Source organism: Protofrankia sp. Cr2, from assembly GCF_963555885.1.
Taxonomy (GTDB): Bacteria; Actinomycetota; Actinomycetes; order Frankiales; family Frankiaceae; genus Protofrankia.
The window spans coordinates 12,970-30,281 of sequence record NZ_CAUVXG010000042.1; the positions used below are offsets into that span (position 1 = coordinate 12,970).

Genomic DNA, 17,312 nt, shown 5'->3' on the forward strand with positions numbered 1-17,312 from the left:
GACCGTCCCGGGTCTCACTTATTCAGCTGCAGCCGCAACTTCAGCGGATGCGCGGTTCGATCCCCGGCGCCGCGCGATACCGTCGGTCAGGCGACGTCCTCACCCAGGTAGGCCCGCCGAACACGGTCGTCCGCGCGCAACAGGTGCGCCGGGCCGTCCAGCACCATCCGGCCTGTCTCCAACACGTAGCCGCGATCGGCGACCGCCAGCGCCTGGTGGGCGTTCTGCTCCACCAGGAGCATCGACACGCCGGTACTGTTGATCTCTGTGATGACCGAGAAAATCATGGCTACGACCAGCGGCGCGAGCCCCATCGAAGGCTCGTCCAACAGCAGCACCCGGGGCCGTGCCATGAGCGCCCGGCCGATGGCGAGCATCTGCTGCTCGCCGCCGGAGAGGGTTCCCGCCGCCTGCCCGCGGCGCTCGGCAAGGCGTGGAAACATCGCGAAGACCCGGTCGATGTCGCCACGCACCCGACGGCGATCCCGGTAGGCACCCATCAGCAGGTTCTCGTGGACGGACATGACCGGAAACACCCTGCGGCCTTCCGGCACGTGACTGATCCCCCGCGCGACGATCTCGTGTGCCGCCAGACCCGAGAGCGGCTCCCCGTCGAGCCGTACCTCCCCCGACGCCGGGCACACCAGCCCCGACACCGTTGCCAGCGTCGTGGTCTTGCCCGCGCCGTTCGCCCCCAGCAGGGCCACCACCTCGCCGGATCCGACCCGCAGGCTCACTCCACGCAGCGCGGTCACCGAGCCGTAGCGGACCTCCACATCGATGAGCTCAAGGGTCATCAGTCGCCGCCACGAGTATCGGCCGGTCCCAGGTATGCCTCGCGCACCGCCGGGTCCCGCTGGACGTCGGCCGGCGGACCGCTGGCGATGACCTGGCCGAAGTTGAGCACGACCACGGCCGCGGCCACGCTCATCACCAGGCCCATGTCGTGTTCGATCAGCAGTACGGAGGTCCCGTCCGCGGCGACCCGACGCAGCAACCCGGCCAGCTCCTTCTTCTCGGCCGTGTTCGCGCCCGCCGCGGGTTCGTCCACCAGGAGCAGGCACGGGTCGGCGCCCAGTGCCCGCGCGATTTCGAGGCGGCGCTGCTCCCCGTAGGCGAGCGCGGCGGCCGGGATATGCGCACGGTGCGCAAGACCGACGAAGGCCAGCAGTTCCATGGCGCGGCGCACGCCACGTGCCTCGTAGCGCCGGGCGGCGGGGGTGGCGAGCATCACCTGAAGCATGGCCGGACGGTCCCGCCCCTGCACTCCGACCTGGACGTTGGCGAGCGCGCTCAACCCGCCGAACAGCCGGATGTGCTGAAACGTCCGGGCTACCCCGAACCGGCTGATCACGTGCGGCCGGCGGTCGAGCAGGCGCCTGGGATGACCGTCGCGGCCCCACAGCGTGACGCTGCCGGCCTGCGGGCGGACGACGCCCGTCAGGCAGTTGAACAGCGACGTCTTGCCCGCGCCGTTGGGACCGATCACCGCGAGGATCTGACCCCGTTCATGGCGTAGCGACACACCGTCCAGGCTCGTGACTCCGCCGAAGCGCAGTACGAGGCCGCGCACATCGAGGACCAGGCCGGTGTCGCTGCGACCGGGCGCGCGATCGGCCGCCGGGTCCGTGCTCGGCACGGCGTTCATCCGGCCGGCCCACCGGCGGGGAGCGCGCCGCCGACATCACCGACATCCCTGATCCCGCCGATCCCATCGATCCCGCCGGCACCCGGGACACCGGCGTCGTCGGTGACCGCGACGCCGACCCGCTCACCGCGCCGTGGCGGGAGCAGGCCCTGTGGCCGGAAGGTCATCATGATGACCACGACGACCCCGAAGTAGATGTACCGGTCGGCCGGGGGCACGACGTCACGCAGGAAGAACGCCAGCCCTTGCAGGACCACCGCGCCGAGCACCACGCCGAACCGGGAGCCCATCCCGCCGAAGATCACAATGGTGAGAACCAGGATCGACGCCTGCAGGCTGAACGTCTGCGGGTTGAAGAACTGCTTGGTCGCGAAGAGCACCCCGGCAAAACCCGACACGGACGCGCCGATCGAGAACGCGAGCAGCTTCATCCGTACCGTCGCGACACCCGAGATCGCGGCCGCGAACTCGTCCTCCCGGATCGCGGCCCATGCCCGGCCGACGTGCGACCGTTCCAGCCGACCGAACACCACCATCACCACGATCACCACCGCGAGGAGAAGGTAGTAGTACGGCAGTGGCGCCAGGCCCCAGGCATAGTGAAGTGCTCCGACATCAAGGGACAAAGGTGGCACGCCGAACACCCCGCGCGAGCCGCCCGTGACACCGTCGACATTGTTTGCGAGCAACTGGACGATCTCACCGAACCCCAACGTCACGATGGCCAGGTAATCCCCGCGCAGGCGCAGCGTGGGCCCGCCGAGAGCCGCCCCGGCGACCATCGCCACGGCCACCGCGATCGGGATCACGACGAACGGGTTGAGAATGACCGGTGCGTGCCACGGCATCGCTGTGCGGGAGGTGAAGTAGGCGGTTGTATAGGCGCCGATCGCGAAGAACGCGATGTAGCCGAGATCGAGCAGGCCGGCATAACCGACTACGACGTTGAGGCCCAACGCGAGCAGCGCGTAGATCCCGATATCGGTGACGAGGGACTGCGCGGCCGCCGTGGACAGGCCCAGCGGCACGATCAGGGCGATGCCCAGCATTCCCACGGTCGCCGCGGCCCGTCCCCAGGCGCCTGCCGCAGGGCCTGCGAGTGCGCCGCCCGACCTGACCGCCAAGCCGCAGCAGGCGGCCCGGACCGATCTGAGCGGCCGCCCACCGGCGCGGGCCCGCACCTGCCCGGCGCACATGACAGCTGCCCAGGCGCCGGTGGCAAGCGCCGCGAACAGCGCGAAGCGCGGGGCGACCAACGATCCGCGGATACCGGCGAAAGGATGATCGGCCGCACCGGACGGACCGGTGACAACCGCGAGCAGCACCGCACCACCCAGGTACAGCGCGAGCCGCCGCAGCCAGGTGAGGGCTGCACCGCCGGTGCTCATGCCGCCCGACCCCGACGCTCGCCCAGGAGGCCCGAGGGTCGGACCAGGAGCACTCCCACCAGCACGAGGAAGGCGATCACATCCTTATAGGACGCCTGGAACACATAACCGCCATAGCTTTCGACCAGGCCGAGGAGCACACCGCCCAGCACCGCGCCGCGGACGTTCCCGATGCCACCGAGCACGGCTGCGGTGAACGCCTTGATGCCCGGGACGAACCCCATCGTGTAGGAGGCGTTGAACGTCATCGCGTAGAGGAAGCCGCCGGCACCCGCGAGCAGACCCCCGAGCACGAACGTGGCAACGATCACCCGCTCGACGTCGACCCCCATCAGACTCGCGGTGTCGGCGTCCTGGGCGGTCGCCCGGATCGCCTGGCCCAGCCGGGTGACGGCGACCACCCGGTCGACGACGACGAGCATCACCACCGCCACCCCGACGATGACCAGGGCCTGGGTGGAGATCTGGACACCGAGGACCCGCCCGGCGGTCCCGTTGGTGAACAGGTCGGGGACGGGCACACTCTGGCGGCCGAACTCCTTACCGGCCAGGTTGGCGGCGAACAGGGACGCTCCGATGGCACCGATGAGGTAGGCCAGCCGAGGCGCGCCACGGCGGCGCAGCGGCCGGTAGGCACCGCGCTCCAACGCGAACGCGGCAAGGCCACCGGATGCCGCGCCGACACCGAGCCCGACCGCCACCAGTGCGACCGATGTGAGCCCCGACGGCGTCGCCCCGCCCGCGGGCAGCAGCGCCCGGGCTGCGAACAGCCCGCCGAACGCGCCGAGCATGAAGACCTCGCTGTGGGCGAAGTTGATCAGCGTGAGCACCCCGTAGACGAGGGTGTAGCCAAGAGCGATGACCGCGTAGAGGGAACCGATGGTCGCTCCATCGACCGTCAGCTGCCCGAACTCGCGCGCGAAACCCATCCAGATGCTCCCCCCGAATCGCCGATGGTCCGTCTGCCGCACCGCGGCCGGGCCGCCACGCCGGCCGTTGCGCACCGCCACGGGGTCAGGCTTTGATCAGTTCCGCGGTGGTTCCGAGTACCTCCCGCTTGCCGCCACGGACCTGGTAGACGTAGACGGTCGAACCGACGATCTCACCGTCGGGTTGGAACACGACCCGCTTGGTGACGCCCTCGAAGTCGACGGACGCGAAGACCTGGGCGACGGCCTCCCGGCTGGCGCCCGGCCCGAGCTTGCGCAGGACCCCGATGATCGCGTTCGTCGCGTCGTAGCCTTCGCCCGAGTAAGTGCCCGGCCGGCTGCCGTTGTTGACCCGCTTGAAGTCTGCGACGAAGCCGGCGGCCTTCGGGTCGCTGTTGGCGTCGCCACACGGGCAGGTCAGATACGCGCCCTCGGCGCTGGCAGCCCCGGCCTGCGTGACGAACTGGTCGTCATTCGATCCGTCGCCGCTCATGATGGCGCCGGCGAATCCCTTGGCCCGCAGCGCCTTGGTCAACAGGGAGAATTCCGGATAATAGCCGGAGTAGAACATCACGTCCGGCTGCTCGGAAATTATCTTCGTCGCCTGGGACGTGTAGTCCTTCGTTGGATTGATACCGTCATGGACGACATTCACGCCCTGCGCCGCCAGTTCTTTTTCGAACACCGTCGACAGCCCCGTACCGTACTCGCTCTTATCGTCGAGGGAGAACACCTTCTTGGCCTTGAGAACCTTGGCGACGTAATCAGCGGCGGCGGCGCCCTGCACGGTGTCGGGGGCGATCACCCGGAAAAACGTTCCGAAACCCAGGGAGGTGAGCTTCGGGTTTGTCGCGGACGGGCTCACGGACAACAGTCTGGCCTGGCTGTAGAGCGGCTCGCTGGCCTTGGTGGCGCCCGAGAACATCGGCCCGACCACGGCGATGACGTCCGGGTTGTCGATCAGCTTCTGGGCGGCGGTGGGACCCTGCTCCGGGGTGCCCTGATCGTCGGCCTGGACCAGACGGATGGTGAACGGAAGCTGGCCGCTGATGTTGGCGCGATCGACCGCCGTGCGCACACCGTCGATCGCGTTGATGCCAAGCTGCTGGCTGTCGCCCGACAGCGGCCCCTGGAACCCGATGATGTACTGCGGGCTGCCGCTTGCGGAGGACCCTCCCCCGCAGGCGCCGACGGTCAGCGCGATCGCAAGAAGCGCGACGGCTCCCGCCGTCTTTGTTCGCCTCGCCATGCCGTGTCCCTTCACCCGTTCCGGTAGGGCGGTCCGGGCAGATCCCCGCCGGGCATGGCGCGGACGGTGTCCGCTTCCCCCATCAGGAAGGCCGACCGACCGGGTCATGCACACGGCAGCCACACGCCGCGTCCGCGTCACGCAGTCGCCGTCCCCACCTGTCGTGCCTGCCCTGTCCGGCTCGTTCGCCAAACTGTCGGCAACCTAGTCGCTACAACCAGCAACTGGAAGCTTATTGTGCCCGTGTCGCTACATTTTGTGCACGGATGCGAAGAGGTGACGGCTGACGGCCGTATGGCGGCGCGGCCGGACGCCGAGCTGGACGCCGGCTAACGCCGGCGCACCGCCACCGGGACGAAGGTCCTGTTACGCACGGCGTAGACGGTCACCAGTGGCGCCACGGCGTCGCCCCACGCGTCAAAGCCGACCTCGCCGGTGGCCCCGGCGAAACGGCCCTGCCCCAGCGCAGCGACGATCGCGGCCCTGGTGGCTCCGTCCACCCGGGTACGGCCGGGCAGCACGCGCCGGGCCGCCCGCAGCAACGCGGTGGCGGCGTCGTAGGCGTAGGCGGCGACGGGCGGAATCCCGCTGGTGTCTGGTGACGTCGACGGAGAGGTGACACGGTTCGGCCCGTCGGTCGCGACCGAGGCGTCATCACGGGTGGTACCGGCGTCCCGATTGCCGTTGCGCCCGCCCCACCGGTGCAGGTAGGCCGCGGCGAACGAGCCGGCCTGCGGCAGTTCGGACACCGGTGCGCCGAGGTCGGTGACCACGTCCCCCTCGGCGGCACCCCGCGTCCGCTCGGGATAGCGGGGGTCGAACAACCCGTCGGACCCGAGGACCGCGACGGCCAGACCCTGATCGGCCAGCTCGTTGCGCAGGTGCGCGGCGAAGGCAAATCCCGTCGCCACATAGAGAAGATCCGGGGCGTCGGCTTGTAGCCAGCTGACTACCGCGCTCACCTCGGAGCTGTCGTCCGAACTGCCGTGGACGGTGTGTATGCCGGTGATGGTGGCGCCCAGTCGGCTGGCCTCGGCGGCGAAGCGCTCGGCGAGGGAGGTACCGAAGTCGGGCCCACCGTCGATCACCGCGATCCGACGGCGGCCCATGGTCACCACTGCGTACTCGGCGCTGGTCCGGGCCGCCAGGACGTCGGTGCCGCTCAGCCGGAAGTACTCGGGATACGGCCGGCCCCGCGAGGTGGCCGTGGCACGATCCGTCGGTTCGGGAAGATCGGTCAGATCGGGGCTGCTGTTGGACGGTGAGACCACCGCGATCCCGGCGGCGCTCAGTGTGGGCAGGGCGACCATGGCGACCGTTGAGCTCAACGGCCCGACAACGCCGATCACCGTGTCGTCGGCGGCCAGCGCACCGGCTGCCCGAGCGCCTCCGTCCGGCCGGGACAGATCATCCTGGACGCTCACGCGGATCTTCCAACCAGGGATCGCCCCATCCGCGTTCGCCTCGTCCACCGCAAGCCGCACTGCGTTGCGGACGGCACCGCCCACCGATGCGAGATCGCCGGACACCGGTGCCATCAGCCCGATCGTCGCGGTCTGCGGCTGTGGTCGCGGTGGGCCGCCGATGGGCGCCGTGGTACCGCCCGTCACCGTGAGCGTCACCCCGACGGCCCCGACGGCGACGACCAGGGCGACCAGGACGGCAACCACGGCCCGGCTGGGACTGGGACTGGGCCGAGCCCACCGCCGCACCCGGGTCGGGAGCGACGAGCCGATCACGTTCCGGACGGCGCCTCACCGGGTAGCGCCTCGCCGGACAGGATGCCTTCGGCCACCGCGCGCATCGTCCGCCGCTGGTTCATCGAGGTGCGCTGTATCCAGCGGAAGGCATCGGGCTCGGTCATACCGTGTTCGGTCTGCAGGACCCCCTTGGCCCGCTCGATGAGCTTTCTGGCCTCGAGGCGACCCTGCAGGTCCTCGACCTCGGCTTCCAGGCTGACGATCTCGGTGAAGCGGCTCATCGCCATCTCGATCGTCGGCAGCAGGTCCTTCTTCTGGAACGGCTTGACGACGTACGCCATCGCCCCGGCCTCACGTGCCCGCTCCACGAGCTCCCGCTGGCTGAACGCGGTCAGGATCACCACCGGTGCGATGCGCTCCTTGGCGATGTGCGCACCGGCCTCGATCCCGTCCATCCGGGGCATCTTGACATCGAGGATGACCAGGTCGGGGCGGAGTTTGGACGCGAGGCTGACGGCCATCTCGCCGTCCCCGGCCTCACCGACCACCTCGTAGCCCTCCTCCTGCAACATCTCACGGAGATCGAGACGGATCAGCGCCTCGTCCTCGGCGATCAGCACCCGGCGGGGGGTCGAGGATGGCTCGCTCATCGAGTCGGACTCCTGGTTTCGCAGGGCTAGGATGACAGCGTTGACCCGCGGTAACACCGGGGTGGGCGGTCGATCCGCACCTTACCCGGCTAGAGTCGTAGAGGAAGCCCTACCTGCACATCGAGCGGTCCGGTAGCGGCTTGCAGTACCCGAGAGCCCCGCTCTCCAACCGGGCGGCCCCTGTACTCCAACGGCAGAGAGACGGTGCTCAAACCACCGACAGTGTGGGTTCGAATCCCACCGGGGGCACAAGAAGGAAGAGAAGACGCACTACCGCCGCATAGACGATCATCGTCGGTGATATCAGCACGGATGATCGTGGAGCTGAAGGCGTCCGCGGTCTCGACGTCCAACGTGATCTGCGCAGTCGCCCGCTTCGCCACCTTGGCATACCGGATCTTCAAGCGGAGCGCGTCGAGCAACCGCTGTGCCGTGGCCTGAGGTAGATCGGCAACGTCCAACCGGCCCAACGGCACCCGCCCCAACAGGTCAAGATCAGGAGTGGTGGCCGCCACCGCGCCGCCCGCGACTTTCCGATCATCCGTTACGCCGCCCGGTAGGACTGGGCGGCGATCGCCCGGCGTTGCGGTCGGTGTACACCGCGGCGATGAGAAACTACGCGCGGTAGGAATCCCGGCGGTGCTTCACAACCTCGATCGTGACAAGATGCTTGTCGTCGTCAATACTGTAAATTATTCGATACGTTGCGCGACGCGCAGACCACATCCCCGCGAAGGGCTCGTGCAGAGGCTTACCTACCCGGCGAGGATCTCCGCGGAGCGGACCGAGCGCAAGCTCCAACACGGCCGCCGCTACGGACTCCGGTAGTTCCTCCGCCACGGCCCGCCGCGCCGACCGGGACCACCGCAGCTCGTACAGCTCACTCACGCGGTCTGCTGGCCCCGCCGCCGGAATGCCGCCAGCACCTCTTCAGTGGTGTAGACCTCGCCTCGCGCAACCTCTTCGCGCGCATCCCGGATGGCCGCCACCGTCTCGGTGTCGGCCAGGATCGCCAGCGTCTCGTGCAGGCTCTCCCACTCCTCCACCGAGACCACGACCGCTGCGGGACGGCCATTGCGGGTAACGGTGACCTGGTCATGTTGCTGCTGGACCCTGGTCACCAGTTCGGACAACCGAGCCTTGACCTCGGCCAGCGGCAGCGTCTCCATGGTCAGAATTATAGTCCAGCGGTCATGCGGTCAGCAGTACATCGCCATCACGAAAAGTGATGACCCCGCCATCAGACACCACCACCCGGCGCACCAAGCTGCCGCGCCGAGACGCGACAGCTGCTCGGGATCGGTCGGGTTTGCGTACTCTGAATCGCGGGGTTCCGCGATTCGCGGTGGGTCGAGGAGGCGGTATGGGTTCGGCAGTCTTCGATTCCGAACACGAGCAGTTCCGTGATCTGGTCCGGCAGTTCGTGGCCCGCGAGATCGTCCCTCACCAGCAACGGTGGGAGGAAGCCGGTATCGTCGACCGGTCGCTGTACCTGGCGGCCGGCAAGCACGGCGTGATCGGCTTCAACGTCCCGGAAGAGTTCGGCGGCGGTGGCGTGGACGACTTCCGGTACAACGCGGTCGTCACCGGGGAGCTCGCCCGGGCCACGTCCGGCCCCCCGGCGCTGAGCCTGCACAACGACATCGTCGCGCCCTACTTCATCCGGCTTGCCACCCCGGAGCAGAAGAAGCGCTGGCTGCCGGGCTTCGCGTCCGGAGAACTGATCGGCGCCATCGCGATGAGCGAGCCGGGCGCCGGCAGCGACCTCGCCGGCATCCGCACGAGCGCCGTGCGCGACGGCGACGACTGGATCGTCTCGGGCACCAAGACGTTCATCTCCAGCGGCATCAACGCCGACCTCGTGATCGTCGTGGCCCGTACCGACCCCGCCGCCGGCCACAAGGGCTTCAGCCTCCTGGTGGTCGAGCGTGACATGCCCGGGTTCACCCGCGGCCGCAAACTCGACAAGATCGGCCAGCGGGCACAGGACACCGCCGAGCTGTTCTTCGACGAGGTGCGCGTCCCGGCGGCGAACGTGCTGGGCGAGGTGGGACGCGGGTTCTACCACCTCATGCACAACCTGCCCGACGAGCGGCTGTCGATCGCGGTCGCCGGCGTCACGGGTGCTCGCACCGTCTTCGACGCGACGCTCGAGTACGCCAAGCAACGCACCGCCTTCGGCCAGCCCATCGGCACGTTCCAGCACAACCGCTTCCTGCTCGCCGAGATGGACACCGAACTCGACATCGCCGAAACGTTCATCGACGCCTGCCTGGCCCAGTCCGCGCGCGGCGAGCTGACCGCGGAACGGGCGGCGAAGGCCAAGTGGTGGGTCACCGAGTTGCACAAGAGGGTGGTCGACGCCTGCGTTCAACTGCACGGCGGCTACGGCTACATCCTGGAGTACCCCGTCGCCAGCGCATACCGCGACGTCCGGATCACGACCATTTACGGCGGCACGACCGAGATCATGAAGGAGATCATCGGGAAGTCCCTCGGCGTCTGACCGGCCGACGCCGCCAAGATCAGGACGGCCCGTTCCAGCATGCTTGTGCGCACGCGAGCGGGATCGACGCTCGGTCGATCCTGGTCGGGGCCGGCCGCCGGGCCATGGTCGGCGGACAGGAGGACATGATCGTCGACGTCGCCCTGGACCTGGCCGCCGTCCTCGGTTGGTAGCCACCGGTCACTGATGCAAACCGGGCAGGTAGCCGGCCCAGCACGAGCGGATGGTTGACATACATTTTCCACCCGAAAACCGGCGTCTCCTGACGTCATCCTTCCACTCGTCGCACCGACGGGAATGTAGCGATCCCAGTCTTGCCGGTAAGTCCGGCTGGCCGGCGGTGCCCCCGCCGGAACGGCCAGTCCTGGCTATAGTTATGGCTATGTCGATCGTTGAGCAGATGCCTCTGGCGGACGTGAAAAACCGCCTTTCGGAGGTTGTGGACAGCGTCGAACGCGAGCACGGCCGCGTCGTGATCACACGGCACGGCAGACCAGCGGCGATCGTCATCAGCGTCGACGACCTGGAGTCCCTTGAGAAGACCCTTGCCGTCATGGGCAGCACCCAGCTCATGGCAGACGTCCGGGAAGCCCTCGATGACCTCGACGAGGTGGGGGCGACCGTTCTGACCAAGGACGAAGCACTGCGCCTCGCCACCGGCCGGTGACCGACGCCTACGAGATCGCCTTCACCGCGCCCGCTCGACGCGCCCTTCGCCGACTGCCCGAGAAAGGCGCCACCGCCGTCGTCGAGTTCCTCTACGGTTCCCTCGCGGCCAGCCCCCACCGCGTCGGCAAACCACTCCAGCTCCAACTTGCCGGACTCCACAACGCGCGACGAGGCGACTACCGCGTCATTTACCACATAGACACCGACAACCAGCGGGTCGACGTCGTCGCGATCGAACACCGCGCGGACGTCTACCGACCCCACGGGTAGAGCCAGCCGGAGCGCCGCGAACCCGCAGATCGGCCAGCTACGAGACAGCACGGACGGTCGTCTCCGCCTGGGAGTTCTCGAACGCAGTGGCTTTACCACCGTCGCGCCGGCCATCAGACCCCGCCCACCCGGCACGGCGAGCGGGAAACTCCCCTCCACCATCCAGCCTGTCGACGCTATCGAGATCATCCTATTGGAGCGTCGCTATGACCGTTTGAACCCGCCAGGTCTCACCGGCATCTGTCAGGCGCTTGTGACAGGTCAGTGGGTGTGATCGTGCGTTGATCGCAAGGCTGGCCGGGGTGTGAGCGAGGGCTCGCCGGCGCCCTCATGCCCGAAGGTCGGTCAGCGATCGTCGCCACGGGCTGCCCGCAGACTCATTTCCCGCAGGATGGCCGCCATCGTCTCGCGATCCACTTCTGTGGCGCTGTGTGGCGTGGAGTTCAGCAGTCCGAACAACGCATGCGCCCGCGCGCGGCTCTCCGCGACGCCGAGGCGGCAGTCGATCTGACGCAGGACGGACGCCCATATCTCGACGTAGGCGCGCTGGAGCCGGCGGACGCGGTGGTCGTCGGGCCGTGGGAGGTTGGCGAGGTCGCGATCCTGGACGGTGATGAGGTACGGCTCGTCGAGGGCGAACGCGATATGCAGTGTGATCAGACGTTCGAGTGCGTCGTGCGGGGTCCGGCTCGTGCGCACCGCCGCCGCGCCGTCGGCGTGGAGCCGTTCGCTGATGCCGACGAGCATCGCCGCGAGGATGGCGCTCTTGCTGGGGAAGTGCCGGTAGATACCCGGACCGCTGATGCCGACGGCGGCGCCGAGCTGTTCGATGCTCACCCCGTGGAATCCGTGGGTGGCGAACAGCCGCGCAGCCTCCCGCAGGATGTCCTCCCGGCGGGAGGAGGGCCGAGCCGACCCGGGGCGAGCGGTTGCCGCAGACACCCGTGGTCCTCGCTGCCCACGCGAAAAATCGCGATCTTCGGACGATTCGTCCCTGCCGATGTGAGGAGATCCTAACTTTCAACGCTCTGGGCAACGGTGGAGCGACTGCGAGGCGACGGTGAGGCAAAAGTGGGGCGAGGTAGCGACCGCACGACATCCCCTCACAGTATGCCATGACCCCGAAACGGACACCTTCCGCGGCGGATATGCCCGTGCTAGCGTGACAGCCGTTGTTAGTGATCCTTAACATTCTTGACGTAGATCATGAATCGTCATCTGTCTCGGGAGGACCTCATGACCGGCCTCCGGCTGGCGGCCCGCGTCGACACCGCGAGCGAACAGGCCGTCCGCAGCACGGCGGCGCACCAGGCGCTCGTCGCCCAGCTACGGTCCGCGCTGGCAACGACCGCGCGGGGCGGGTCGCAGCAGGCCCGCCACCGCCATGTGAGCCGGGGCAAACTGCTGCCCCGGGACCGGATCGACACCCTGCTCGACCGCGGCAGCCCGTTCCTGGAACTCTCGCCGCTGGCCGCCTACGGCATGTACGGCGACGAGGCACCGGGCGCGGGGATCATCACCGGTGTCGGACGGGTGTCCGGGCGTGAGTGCGTGGTGGTGGCGAACGACGCGACGGTCAAGGGCGGCACCTACTACCCCGTCACCGTCAAAAAGCACCTGCGGGCGCAGGAGGTGGCACTGCACAACCGGTTGCCGTGTGTCTACCTCGTCGACTCCGGGGGGGCGTTCCTCCCGCTGCAGGACGAGGTGTTCCCCGACCGCGAGCACTTCGGGAGGATCTTCTACAACCAGGCGACGATGTCGGCGGCCGGTATCGCGCAGATCGCCGCGGTCCTCGGCTCGTGCACGGCCGGTGGCGCCTACGTCCCGGCGATGAGCGACGAGGCCGTCATCGTCCGGGACCAGGGGACGATCTTCCTGGGTGGTCCGCCACTGGTGCGGGCCGCGACCGGGGAGATCGTCTCGGCGGAGGACCTCGGCGGCGGGTTGTTGCACAGCAAAACCTCCGGGGTCACCGACCATCTGGCCGACGACGACGCCGACGCGCTGCGCCGGGTACGGGCGATCGTGGCCAGCCTCGCGCCGCGCACCCCCCGGCCCTGGGATGTCGCCCCTACCGACGAGCCGGCCGCCGACCCGGCACAGCTGTACGCGGTCGTCCCCACCGACAGCCGCATCCCCTACGACGTCCGCGAGGTCATCGCCCGTATCGTCGACGGGAGCCGGTTCGCCGAATTCAAACGCGAGTACGGCCCGACGCTGGTCACCGGCACCGCCCGGCTGCACGGCCACCCGGTGGGCATCGTGGCGAACAACGGCGTGCTGTTCAGCGAGTCCGCCCTCAAGGGCGCGCACTTCATCGAGCTGTGCGACCAGCGCAAAATCCCGCTGCTGTTCCTGCAGAACATCACCGGCTTCATGGTCGGCCGGGAGTTCGAGGCCGGCGGGATCGCCAAGCACGGCGCCAAAATGGTCACCGCGGTCGCCTGCGCGCGGGTCCCGAAGTTCACCGTTGTGATCGGCGGGTCGTTCGGCGCCGGTAACTACTCGATGTGCGGCCGGGCCTACTCACCACGGTTCCTGTGGATGTGGCCGAACGCGCGGATCTCGGTGATGGGCGGCGAGCAGGCCGCCTCGGTGCTGGCGACCGTGCGACGCGAGCAGCAGCAGACCCGGGGTGCGCACGGGGAGACCGCGGACGAGGAGGCGTTCACCGCGTCGATCCGCGCTCAGTACGAGCGTCAGGGTGACCCTTTCTACTCGACCGCCCGGCTGTGGGACGACGGCGTGATCGACCCCCTCGACACCCGCACCGTGCTGGGGCTGGCCCTGTCGGTGGCGGCGAACGCGCCGCTGGAACCTGTCCGCTACGGCGTCTTCCGGATGTGAGCACGATGCCAACCACCCTGTTCGACACCGTGCTGGTCGCCAACCGCGGCGAGATCGCGGTCCGCGTGATCCGTACCCTGCGGGCACTGGGCATCCGCGCGGTCGCCGTCTACAGCGACGCCGACACCGACGCCCGGCACGTGCGCGAGGCCGACGAGGCGGTCCACATCGGCCCGGCGCCCGCCCGACTGTCCTACCTGTCGATCCCGGCGCTGCTCGACGCGGCCCGGCTCACCGGCGCCCGAGCGGTCCATCCCGGGTACGGCTTCCTGTCCGAGAACGTCGCGTTCGTGCGCGCCTGCGCGCAGGCGGGCCTGGTCTTCATCGGACCGTCCGCGCACGCCGTCGCGGTGATGGGCGACAAGATCCGCGCCAAGCAGACCGTCGCCGCCGCCGGTGTCCCGGTGGTACCCGGCCGCACCGAACCGGGGATGACCGACACCGACCTGGTCGCCGCCGCGGCCGAGGTCGGCTACCCCGTGCTGATCAAACCGTCCGCCGGTGGGGGCGGGAAAGGGATGCGCCTGGTCACCGAACCGGCCGCGTTACGCAGCGAACTCGCCGCCGCCCGCCGACAGGCGGCCGCGTCCTTCGGCGACGACACCCTGTTCCTCGAACGGTTCGTCCACCGGCCCCGGCACATCGAGGTGCAGATCCTCGCCGACACCCACGGCACCGTCGTCCACCTCGGCGAACGCGAGTGCAGCCTGCAACGCCGCCACCAGAAGATCATCGAGGAGGCGCCGTCGGTGCTGCTCGACACGGCGACCCGGGACCGCATCGGCGCGGCCGCGGTCGAGGTCGCCCGCGCCGTGGGCTACACCGGCGCGGGCACCGTGGAGTTCATCGTCAGCGCCGACGACCCGCAGCACTTCTTCTTCATGGAGATGAACACCCGGCTGCAGGTCGAACATCCGGTCACCGAGATGATCACCGGGATCGACCTGGTCGCCGAACAGATCCAGATAGCCGCGGGCCGGCCGCTGACCACCTCCCAGGAGAACATCGCCCTAGCCGGGCACGCGATCGAAGCGCGGATCTACGCCGAGGACCCGGCCCGCGGCTTCCTCCCGACCGGCGGCACCGTCCTGCTGATGCGCGAACCCGACGGCGACGGCGTGCGCGTCGACTCCGGCCTCACCCACGGACAACGGGTGGGAACCGACTACGACCCGATGCTCGCCAAGGTGATCGCCTGGGGGCCGGACCGGGCGACCGCGCGCACCCGGCTGCACGCCGCCCTCGCCCACACCGCCGTCCTCGGCGTCACGACCAACATCGCTTTCCTCCGGGCGCTGCTCGCCCACCCCGACGTGGCCGCCGGACGCCTCGACACCGGTCTGGTCGAACGCGCACTCGACGGCCTGCGCGACGCCGACCTTCCGCCCGGCGCGCTCCCGGCCGGCGCGCTCGCGGCCTACGGGTTGGCGCGGCTCGCCGAGGCGCAGCCGTCCGGCCCGGTGATCGACCCCTGGGACGTCCCGAGCGGCTGGCGGGTCGGCGGCACCCCGGCTCCCCTGGTCTGGCGGCCGGCGCTGCCCGGCGGCGGCACCGCCGAGGTCACCGTGACCGGCACCCCGACAGCCGCCACCGTCAGCGGCGAGCCCGCCGCGGTACGCACCCTCGCCGACGACTGCAGCGAACTGCTGATCACCGTCGACGGACGGAGCCGGCGCTGGTGGTACGCCCGCGACGGGCAAACCCGCTGGCTCGGCGCCGACGGAGCCGCCTGGCGGATCGTCGAGGCCGACCCCGCCGCCCACACAGAAGCGGGATCGACCGGCGCCGCCGAGGTCCGCAGCCCGATGCCCGGCACCGTCATCGCCGTGCACGTCACCACCGGAGAACAGGTCACCGCCGGCCAGCCACTGATCATCGTCGAGGCGATGAAGATGGAACACACCCTCGCCGCCCCACGGGACGGCCACGTCACAGACCTGTTCGCACACACCGGCGAACAGGTCACCCTCGACCAGGTCCTCGCCGTCGTAGCGGCCGACAACCTCGTCCCCGACCCTGGAGACCCGCAGGACCCGCAGGACCCGCAGGACCCGCAGGAGACACCCGATGCCTGACACCCGCCTCACCGACGAGCAGGAATCCCTGCGCCGCACCGTCGCCGAGTTCGCCCGCGAGGTCGTCGCCCCGGTCGCCGCCCACCACGACGAGAACAAGACCTTCCCCTACGAGGTCGTCGCCGCCATGGCCACGATGGGCCTGTTCGGGCTGCCCTTCCCCGAGTCCTACGGCGGGATGGGCGGCGACTTCTTCACCCTCTGCCTGGCCATCGAGGAACTCGCCCGGGTCGACTCGTCAGTAGCGATCACGCTGGAGGCCGGCTGCTCACTCGGCGCGATGCCGATCTACCGGTTCGGCACGCAGGCACAGAAACAGCAATGGCTGCCCATGCTGTGCTCGGGACAGGCCCTCGGCGCGTTCGGGCTGACCGAACCCGAGGCCGGCAGCGACGCCGGCGGCACCCGCACAACCGCACGCCTCGACGACGACACCTGGGTGATCAACGGCGCCAAGGCGTTCATCACCAACTCCGGTACCGACATCACCCGGCTCGTCACCGTCACCGCCGTCACCGGCACCACCGCGGCCGGGAAAAAGGAGATCAGCACCATTGTGGTGCCGGTCCCGACCCCCGGCTTCACCGCGGAACCGGCGTACTCCAAGGTCGGCTGGCACGCCAGCGACACCCACCCGCTCACGCTCGTCGACGTGCGGGTACCCGAGGCCAACCTGCTCGGCGAACGGGGCCGCGGCTACGCGAACTTCCTGTCCATCCTCGACGAAGGCCGCATCGCCATCGCGGCACTGGCCGTCGGACTCGCCCAGGCCTGCGTCGAGGAATCGGTGGCCTACGCCCGGACCCGCCACGCCTTCGGCCGGCCGATCGGCGCCAACCAGGCGATCTCCTTCAAGATCGCCGAAATGGAGGCGCGTACCCACGTCGCCCGCACCGCCTACTACGACGCGGCCGCCCGGATGGCCACCGGCCGCCCGTTCAAGAAGGAGGCTGCGATCGCGAAGCTCGTCAGCAGCGAGGCCGCCGTGACCAACGCCCGCGAAGCAACCCAGATCCACGGCGGCTACGGCTTCATGAACGAGTACCCCGTCGCCCGGCACTGGCGGGACAGCAAGATCCTGGAGATCGGGGAAGGCACCAGCGAGGTCCAGAAGATGCTCATCGCCCGCCACCTCGGCCTGTAGGAGTGCCCAGGACGCCAAAACGCCCAGCTGAACACAGCTCCGCTGGCCGATCGCCCCTGTGCTTGGTGGAACGCGCCATTCCAGCCATCGCTCCCCCGTGGTTCCGCCGGTGACAAGCAGAGGGCTGCGATCCACATAAGAGTGCCCGGCAATAGGGGCGGTGTTCTCGACGGGCGGGATCCGCGGACACGAGTGTTCAGCCTCACCATAAAAACATAAACTAAGCGCTCTAAG

17 protein-coding genes, 1 tRNA gene and 1 pseudogene are annotated in these 17,312 nt (G+C 69.2%); 9 read left to right on the forward strand and 10 right to left on the reverse strand.

Features of this window, described 5'->3' with window-relative positions:
- Positions 1–86: 86 nt before the first annotated feature.
- The 7 genes from U9978_RS17455 to U9978_RS17485 all read right to left on the reverse strand — a co-directional run bounded on the left by U9978_RS17455 (position 87) and on the right by U9978_RS17485 (position 7,564).
- Entirely contained in the window at positions 87–797 is a 711-nt protein-coding gene (locus U9978_RS17455) for an ABC transporter ATP-binding protein (protein WP_322762208.1), read from the reverse strand.
- Entirely contained in the window at positions 797–1,648 is an 852-nt protein-coding gene (locus U9978_RS17460; RefSeq protein ID WP_322762209.1) for an ABC transporter ATP-binding protein, read from the reverse strand. The genes U9978_RS17455 and U9978_RS17460 overlap by 1 nt, the downstream gene beginning before the upstream one ends.
- Positions 1,645–3,036, reverse strand: coding sequence for a branched-chain amino acid ABC transporter permease (locus tag U9978_RS17465; protein WP_322762210.1), 1,392 nt, complete (start codon positions 3,034–3,036; stop codon positions 1,645–1,647). The genes U9978_RS17460 and U9978_RS17465 overlap by 4 nt, the downstream gene beginning before the upstream one ends.
- On the reverse strand, positions 3,033–3,965 hold the full coding sequence (locus U9978_RS17470; RefSeq protein ID WP_322762211.1) for a branched-chain amino acid ABC transporter permease: 933 nt from the start codon (positions 3,963–3,965) through the stop codon (positions 3,033–3,035). The genes U9978_RS17465 and U9978_RS17470 overlap by 4 nt, the downstream gene beginning before the upstream one ends.
- Before the next feature lie 85 nt (positions 3,966–4,050).
- A complete protein-coding gene (locus U9978_RS17475; RefSeq protein WP_322762212.1) occupies positions 4,051–5,214 on the reverse strand; it encodes a branched-chain amino acid ABC transporter substrate-binding protein in 1,164 nt (387 codons plus the stop codon).
- A 329-nt stretch (positions 5,215–5,543) separates the two neighbouring features.
- A complete protein-coding gene (locus tag U9978_RS17480) occupies positions 5,544–6,884 on the reverse strand; it encodes a branched-chain amino acid ABC transporter substrate-binding protein (protein ID WP_322762213.1) in 1,341 nt (446 codons plus the stop codon).
- Between the two features lie 65 nt (positions 6,885–6,949).
- Entirely contained in the window at positions 6,950–7,564 is a 615-nt protein-coding gene (locus U9978_RS17485; protein ID WP_322762214.1) for an ANTAR domain-containing response regulator, read from the reverse strand.
- A 176-nt stretch (positions 7,565–7,740) separates the two neighbouring features.
- Between U9978_RS17485 and U9978_RS17490 the strand changes: the two genes are divergently transcribed.
- Positions 7,741–7,813 (forward strand) — tRNA-Leu (locus tag U9978_RS17490).
- 48 nt (positions 7,814–7,861) lie between these two features.
- Positions 7,862–8,005: a hypothetical protein gene (locus U9978_RS17495; protein ID WP_322762215.1), complete on the forward strand. Its 144-nt coding sequence runs from the start codon at positions 7,862–7,864 to the stop codon at positions 8,003–8,005.
- A 174-nt stretch (positions 8,006–8,179) separates the two neighbouring features.
- On the opposite strand, the gene U9978_RS17500 is transcribed toward U9978_RS17495, so the two are convergent.
- Complete coding sequence (locus U9978_RS17500) at positions 8,180–8,452, reverse strand: type II toxin-antitoxin system RelE/ParE family toxin (protein WP_322762216.1); 273 nt, start codon at positions 8,450–8,452, stop codon at positions 8,180–8,182.
- Complete coding sequence (locus tag U9978_RS17505) at positions 8,449–8,733, reverse strand: type II toxin-antitoxin system Phd/YefM family antitoxin (RefSeq protein ID WP_322762217.1); 285 nt, start codon at positions 8,731–8,733, stop codon at positions 8,449–8,451. Before U9978_RS17505 ends, U9978_RS17500 begins: the two co-directional genes overlap by 4 nt.
- Before the next feature lie 194 nt (positions 8,734–8,927).
- Here U9978_RS17505 and U9978_RS17510 point away from each other — a divergent pair, with 194 nt between their 5' ends.
- From U9978_RS17510 to U9978_RS17525, 4 genes and pseudogenes are all read left to right on the forward strand, one after another.
- Positions 8,928–10,070: an acyl-CoA dehydrogenase family protein gene (locus U9978_RS17510; protein ID WP_322762218.1), complete on the forward strand. Its 1,143-nt coding sequence runs from the start codon at positions 8,928–8,930 to the stop codon at positions 10,068–10,070.
- A 47-nt stretch (positions 10,071–10,117) separates the two neighbouring features.
- Positions 10,118–10,243 (forward strand): annotated as a pseudogene (locus U9978_RS17515) (4-hydroxy-2-oxovalerate aldolase); the annotation flags it as partial.
- A gap of 209 nt (positions 10,244–10,452) precedes the next feature.
- The gene (locus U9978_RS17520) at positions 10,453–10,737 is read left to right on the forward strand and encodes a type II toxin-antitoxin system Phd/YefM family antitoxin (RefSeq protein ID WP_322762219.1); all 285 of its coding nucleotides are present in this window, start codon (positions 10,453–10,455) and stop codon (positions 10,735–10,737) included.
- A complete protein-coding gene (locus tag U9978_RS17525) occupies positions 10,734–11,009 on the forward strand; it encodes a type II toxin-antitoxin system RelE/ParE family toxin (protein ID WP_322762220.1) in 276 nt (91 codons plus the stop codon). Before U9978_RS17520 ends, U9978_RS17525 begins: the two co-directional genes overlap by 4 nt.
- A gap of 345 nt (positions 11,010–11,354) precedes the next feature.
- Here the strand turns inward: U9978_RS17525 and U9978_RS17530 are convergent, their stop codons facing one another.
- On the reverse strand, positions 11,355–11,951 hold the full coding sequence (locus U9978_RS17530; RefSeq protein WP_322762221.1) for a TetR/AcrR family transcriptional regulator: 597 nt from the start codon (positions 11,949–11,951) through the stop codon (positions 11,355–11,357).
- Between the two features lie 294 nt (positions 11,952–12,245).
- Between U9978_RS17530 and U9978_RS17535 the strand changes: the two genes are divergently transcribed.
- The 3 genes from U9978_RS17535 to U9978_RS17545 are packed head-to-tail and all read left to right on the forward strand — an operon-like array spanning position 12,246 to position 17,078.
- Positions 12,246–13,859 carry a carboxyl transferase domain-containing protein gene (locus U9978_RS17535; protein WP_322762222.1) on the forward strand — a complete coding sequence of 538 codons (1,614 nt, stop codon included), beginning with the start codon at positions 12,246–12,248 and terminating at the stop codon, positions 13,857–13,859.
- Between the two features lie 17 nt (positions 13,860–13,876).
- The gene (locus U9978_RS17540) at positions 13,877–15,934 is read left to right on the forward strand and encodes an acetyl/propionyl/methylcrotonyl-CoA carboxylase subunit alpha (RefSeq protein WP_416211016.1); all 2,058 of its coding nucleotides are present in this window, start codon (positions 13,877–13,879) and stop codon (positions 15,932–15,934) included.
- The gene (locus tag U9978_RS17545) at positions 15,927–17,078 is read left to right on the forward strand and encodes an acyl-CoA dehydrogenase family protein (RefSeq protein WP_322762224.1); all 1,152 of its coding nucleotides are present in this window, start codon (positions 15,927–15,929) and stop codon (positions 17,076–17,078) included. The genes U9978_RS17540 and U9978_RS17545 overlap by 8 nt, the downstream gene beginning before the upstream one ends.
- Positions 17,079–17,312: the final 234 nt, after the last annotated feature.

What these genes read in the sequence shown, in the direction of transcription:
- U9978_RS17520 (WP_322762219.1), top strand. Translation starts at nt 10,453, where the DNA reads ATGTCGATCGTTGAGCAGATGCCTCTGGCGGACGTGAAAAACCGCCTT.
- U9978_RS17505 (WP_322762217.1), bottom strand. Translation starts at nt 8,733, where the DNA reads ATGGAGACGCTGCCGCTGGCCGAGGTCAAGGCTCGGTTGTCCGAACTG.
- U9978_RS17465 (WP_322762210.1), bottom strand. Translation starts at nt 3,036, where the DNA reads ATGAGCACCGGCGGTGCAGCCCTCACCTGGCTGCGGCGGCTCGCGCTG.
- U9978_RS17470 (WP_322762211.1), bottom strand. Translation starts at nt 3,965, where the DNA reads ATGGGTTTCGCGCGCGAGTTCGGGCAGCTGACGGTCGATGGAGCGACC.
- U9978_RS17545 (WP_322762224.1), top strand. Translation starts at nt 15,927, where the DNA reads ATGCCTGACACCCGCCTCACCGACGAGCAGGAATCCCTGCGCCGCACC.
- U9978_RS17535 (WP_322762222.1), top strand. Translation starts at nt 12,246, where the DNA reads ATGACCGGCCTCCGGCTGGCGGCCCGCGTCGACACCGCGAGCGAACAG.
- U9978_RS17460 (WP_322762209.1), bottom strand. Translation starts at nt 1,648, where the DNA reads ATGAACGCCGTGCCGAGCACGGACCCGGCGGCCGATCGCGCGCCCGGT.
- U9978_RS17455 (WP_322762208.1), bottom strand. Translation starts at nt 797, where the DNA reads ATGACCCTTGAGCTCATCGATGTGGAGGTCCGCTACGGCTCGGTGACC.
- U9978_RS17475 (WP_322762212.1), bottom strand. Translation starts at nt 5,214, where the DNA reads ATGGCGAGGCGAACAAAGACGGCGGGAGCCGTCGCGCTTCTTGCGATC.
- U9978_RS17485 (WP_322762214.1), bottom strand. Translation starts at nt 7,564, where the DNA reads ATGAGCGAGCCATCCTCGACCCCCCGCCGGGTGCTGATCGCCGAGGAC.
- U9978_RS17510 (WP_322762218.1), top strand. Translation starts at nt 8,928, where the DNA reads ATGGGTTCGGCAGTCTTCGATTCCGAACACGAGCAGTTCCGTGATCTG.